This is a genomic window from Nonomuraea soli (assembly GCF_013761175.1).
Classification (GTDB): Bacteria; Actinomycetota; Actinomycetes; order Streptosporangiales; family Streptosporangiaceae; genus Nonomuraea; species Nonomuraea soli.
On record NZ_JACDUR010000005.1, the window covers coordinates 446,868 to 450,796 of the forward strand.

The 3,929-nt window shown below is 70.8% G+C and carries 2 protein-coding genes; both read right to left on the reverse strand.

The genetic code is table 11. From position 1 onward, the window contains the following. Positions 1-31: 31 nt before the first annotated feature. The gene (locus tag HNR30_RS25560; RefSeq protein WP_181612558.1) at positions 32-3,091 is read right to left on the reverse strand and encodes a non-ribosomal peptide synthetase; all 3,060 of its coding nucleotides are present in this window, start codon (positions 3,089-3,091) and stop codon (positions 32-34) included. 2 nt (positions 3,092-3,093) lie between these two features. Beyond that, positions 3,094-3,915 carry a hypothetical protein gene (locus HNR30_RS25565; protein WP_181612559.1) on the reverse strand — a complete coding sequence of 274 codons (822 nt, stop codon included), beginning with the start codon at positions 3,913-3,915 and terminating at the stop codon, positions 3,094-3,096. Positions 3,916-3,929 lie beyond the last annotated feature (14 nt).

The following is a 3,929-nucleotide window of genomic DNA, read 5'->3' on the forward strand; positions in this document are numbered from 1 at the left end:
GGAGCCCAACCTTCGTTCGTGTCTGACGGATTCAGCCGGCCGCGCGCAGCCTGCGGGCCAGACCCGCGGGCGTCGGCTCTTCGAAGACGTCCTTGAGCTTGAGCCTGATCTGCGTGGCCCGCTTGATCTCCTGGAGCAGCTGAACGGCCAGCAACGAGTGGCCGCCCATGGCGAAGAAGTGGCTGTCAGGCCCCAGGTCGCCGCGGCTGAGCATGGCCTTCCAGAGCCCCACCAGCGTGTCGACGAGCTCGTCGCCGCTGCTGTCGGTCAGTTCCTGCGTCGCGCCCACCGCGACGCTGCGCAGCTCGGTCGCCAGCCGGCGCAGCGCCGGGTAGTCGACCTTGTCGTTGCCGGTCATCGGGAAGGAGTCGAGGGTGACGTACTCCTGCGGTGTGGCCGCGAAGGGCAGGGAGGAGCTGGCGTGCTCCCACAGCTGCGAGGTCACCTCCGGGTTGTCAGGCGCCACGACGAACGCCCATAACACGGCGTCGGCGCTGGGGTCCCCGACGACCACCACCGCCGCCGCCCGCACGTCCGGGTGGGTCAGCAGCGCGCCCTCGACCTCGGCCAGTTCGATGCGGTTGCCGCGCAGCTTGATCTGGCGGTCGAGCCTGCCGAGGATCTCCAGGCGGCCGTCGAGCGTCCACTGGGCCAGGTCGCCGGTGCGGTAGAAGCGGCCGTACCAGGCGTGCGTGCCGAACCGCTCGGAGGTCAGTTCCGGGCGCCTGTGGTAGCCGATGGCCAGCCCGTCGCCGGAGATGCACAACTCGCCACGCGTCCCGATCGGCAGCGGGCGGCCGCTGGGGTCGGCCACGTACACCTTGGTGTTCGCGATCGGCACGCCCACGTCCACGCGGACGTGGGCGGGGTCGATCCGGCCCGCCGTGGACCAGATGGTCGTCTCCGTCGGGCCGTACACGTTGTAGAGCTCGCACCCGGTCGTCGTGAGCCTGCGGGCCAGCACGTCCGGCATCGGCTCGCCGCCGCACAACACGCGGCGGCCCGCCAGCAGGGGCGCGACCTGGTCGATCACCAGCCGCCAGGTGGTCGGCGTGGCCTGGACGATGGACACGTCGTACCGCTGCAGCGCCTCGGCGAGCGGCTCGCCCTGGGTCCGGGCGTCGTCGGGCGCCACGGCCAGCCTGGCTCCGGCCGTGAGAGGCAGGAACAGCTCCAGGGCGGAGATGTCGAAGCTGAAGGTGGTCAGCCACAACACGGTGTCGTCCGGGCCGGCGGCGAGCTGGCGCGCGAAGTGGGCCACCAGGTTGGCGAGGCTGTGGTGGTCGATCAGCGTGCCCTTGGGCAGGCCGGTCGAGCCGCTGGTGTAGATCAGGTAGGCGCAGTCGGAGGGCGTGATGGCGAAGGCTGCGGCCACCTTGCCGGTCACCGGCCGCACCGAGTCGACAGGCACGAGCGGCAGGACGGTCCGTTCGCCGGGAACGACGATGCCCTCCCCGGCCAGCACCACCGCCGCGCCGGAGTCGTCGAGCTGGTAGTCGAGGCGCTGCTCCGGGTGGTCGGGTTCGAGCGGCAGGTAGGCCGCTCCCGCCAGCCATACGCCGATCACCGCCGCGGCCAGCTCGGGACCGCGCCGCGCCAGGAGCGCCACGACGTCGCCGGTGCCGACCCCCGCCGCCGCGAGCCGGTCGCGGGTGGCCTCGGCCGCCGCCCACAACCGCCGCAGCCCGATGGCGCGGTCGCCGTCCAGGACCGCCACGACGTCCTCTTCCGGTGCGCGGGACACGCGGCCGGCGATCATCTCCAGCACCGTCGCCGGGGTGACGGAACGCTCGGTGGCGTTGGCCATCTCGATGGCCGCCCGGTCCTGGTAGCACCAGACCGAGGTCTCGCCGAGCGGCCGGTCAGGGTGCTCCGCGAGCGTGACGAGCATGTCGTCGTAGCGGGCCAGGAGCAGCTCCACGTCGGCACGGTCGAGCACGTCGACGCAGAAGGCCGCCCTGATCTTGATCGATTCCGGCGTGGCGGTGACGAAGAACTCCAGGTCGAACTTGCTGGCGCCGTTCTCGACCACGACCGGTTCCGCGCGCATGCCGTCCAGGGCGAACTCGCCGCCGAGGTCGGCCGGGATGTAGTTGAAGGTGTGGCGGAACAGGTTGTTGCGCCAGCCCTCACGCGCGACCAGCTCCAGCAGCTCGTCCACGGGGTAGTCGGCGTGCGCCATCGCCTCCATGAACGTGCGCCTGGTCTGGCGCGTGTAGGTGCGGAAACTCTCCGCCCAGTCGATCTGCGTACGCAGGGTGAGGACGTTGATGTGGTAGCCGATGGCCATGCCCGCCTCGGGGGTGCGGACGCTGACGGGCGAGCCCATCGTGAGGTCGGGGCCCGCGCCGTGGGCGGCCAGCAGCACCCCGTAGGCGGCCATGAGCACCACCGACTCCGGAGCGCGCAGCTCACGCTGCATCTTCCTGGCCGCCGCCGCGGCGGCGGGAGTCAGCTCCCAGTTGACGATGTCGCCCACGAGCGTGGTCTGCGAGGCCTCCGGCTTCTCACACCACAGGTCCAGCTCGGCGGCACGGAACCCGGCCAGCTTGGCGCGCCAGTACTCCGCGCTGCGCGCGTCGGCGGGCGGCTCCTCCCACGCGGGCAGGACCGCGGGGGCGGGTGCGACCGCGGCGGCCAGGCCGTCGTAGAGCGCCACCAGCTCGTTCAGCAGCAGCGCCGCCGACAGCCCGTCGAAGATCGCGTGATGGATGGCCAGGCAGTAGAGCTCGCCGTCCGGCTCCTCCACGACGGCGGCACGCACCAGCAGCTCGCCCTCGGGCTGGAAGGGACGGGCGAGGAAGGCCGTCAACCACGGCCTCGAATCGCCCACCTCCAGGGACAGGTCGATCTCCCCGATCGGGACGACCTGCCGCATCATGCCCTGGGCCTCGATGCGGAAGACCGTCCTGAGGATCTCGTGGCGGTGCAGCAGGTGGCCGACCGCCTCCAGGAAACGGGTACGGCTCAGCCGGCCGGCCACCCTGAAGGCGACGCTGAGGTTGTTCACCCCGGTGCCCGGGACGAGTTCCTCGAGCATCCACAACGCCTGCTCCTTGCGGGTGGCGCGGGTGCCCAGCATCTGTTCCATGGTCATCTCTCCAGTACCTTGGTCACGGCCCGGGCGATCTCCTCGGACCTGAACAGGTCCGCGTGGGGCTTCTCGAACTCGAGCTCCTCGGCCACCTGCGGCTCGAGGCCGGAGGCCCGCGCCTTCTTCAGCCCGTTGATCGGGGAGGAGGAGCTCACCACCACCGCGCGCCGCCAGGAGTCCCACGGGTCGTACTGGTCGGCCAGGCTCATGAAGGACAGGAAGGCGCTGAAGGTGCCGAGCATCTCCTCGGCGTACTCCATGTCGAGCCCGGCGCGCGCGAACGCGTTGTGCGCGACCTGGCTGAAGGTGGCGTAGAGCTGCTCGGCGTAGCTCTCGATCGTGACGCCCTCCTGGTGGAGCAGGCGGTCCCTGGCCTCCTGGGTCACGGCGACGTCCTGCGGGCTCAGGATCGACGAGAGGATCTCGAAGACCTTGCCGAACTGGAAGTAGACGTTCGCCAGGCTGGTGGGCTCCGGGTCGAACAGGATGAGCGCGGGTGGCCGCTCCTGCGTGCCGGCGAGCCGGTCGGTGAGCTCTCCTGCGTAGACGGCGCCGACGCAGTAGCCCATGACCGCGCGCACGGTCTTGCCGCTCGCGGTGACCGGCTCCAGCCACGAGGCCAGGTACTGCGGCCCGTCGATGCCCGAGCCCGGCGCCACGCCGGGAGGCTCGACGTGCCAGAAGGTCGCATCGATGTCCATGCGGGCGACCAGCTCGGTAAAGCCGGCCTCGGCGCGGCCGGTTCCGGTGAAGTCGATGCAGAGGACGAGATCCGAGGAGTCGGATTCCTTCAGCGTCGTCCAGGCGGTTACCAGGTTCATGATCACTTCCTTGG

Excerpts from the sequence above, each read along its gene's own strand:
- HNR30_RS25565 (WP_181612559.1), bottom strand. The coding sequence starts at position 3,915 with ATGAACCTGGTAACCGCCTGGACGACGCTGAAGGAATCCGACTCCTCG.
- HNR30_RS25560 (WP_181612558.1), bottom strand. The coding sequence starts at position 3,091 with ATGGAACAGATGCTGGGCACCCGCGCCACCCGCAAGGAGCAGGCGTTG.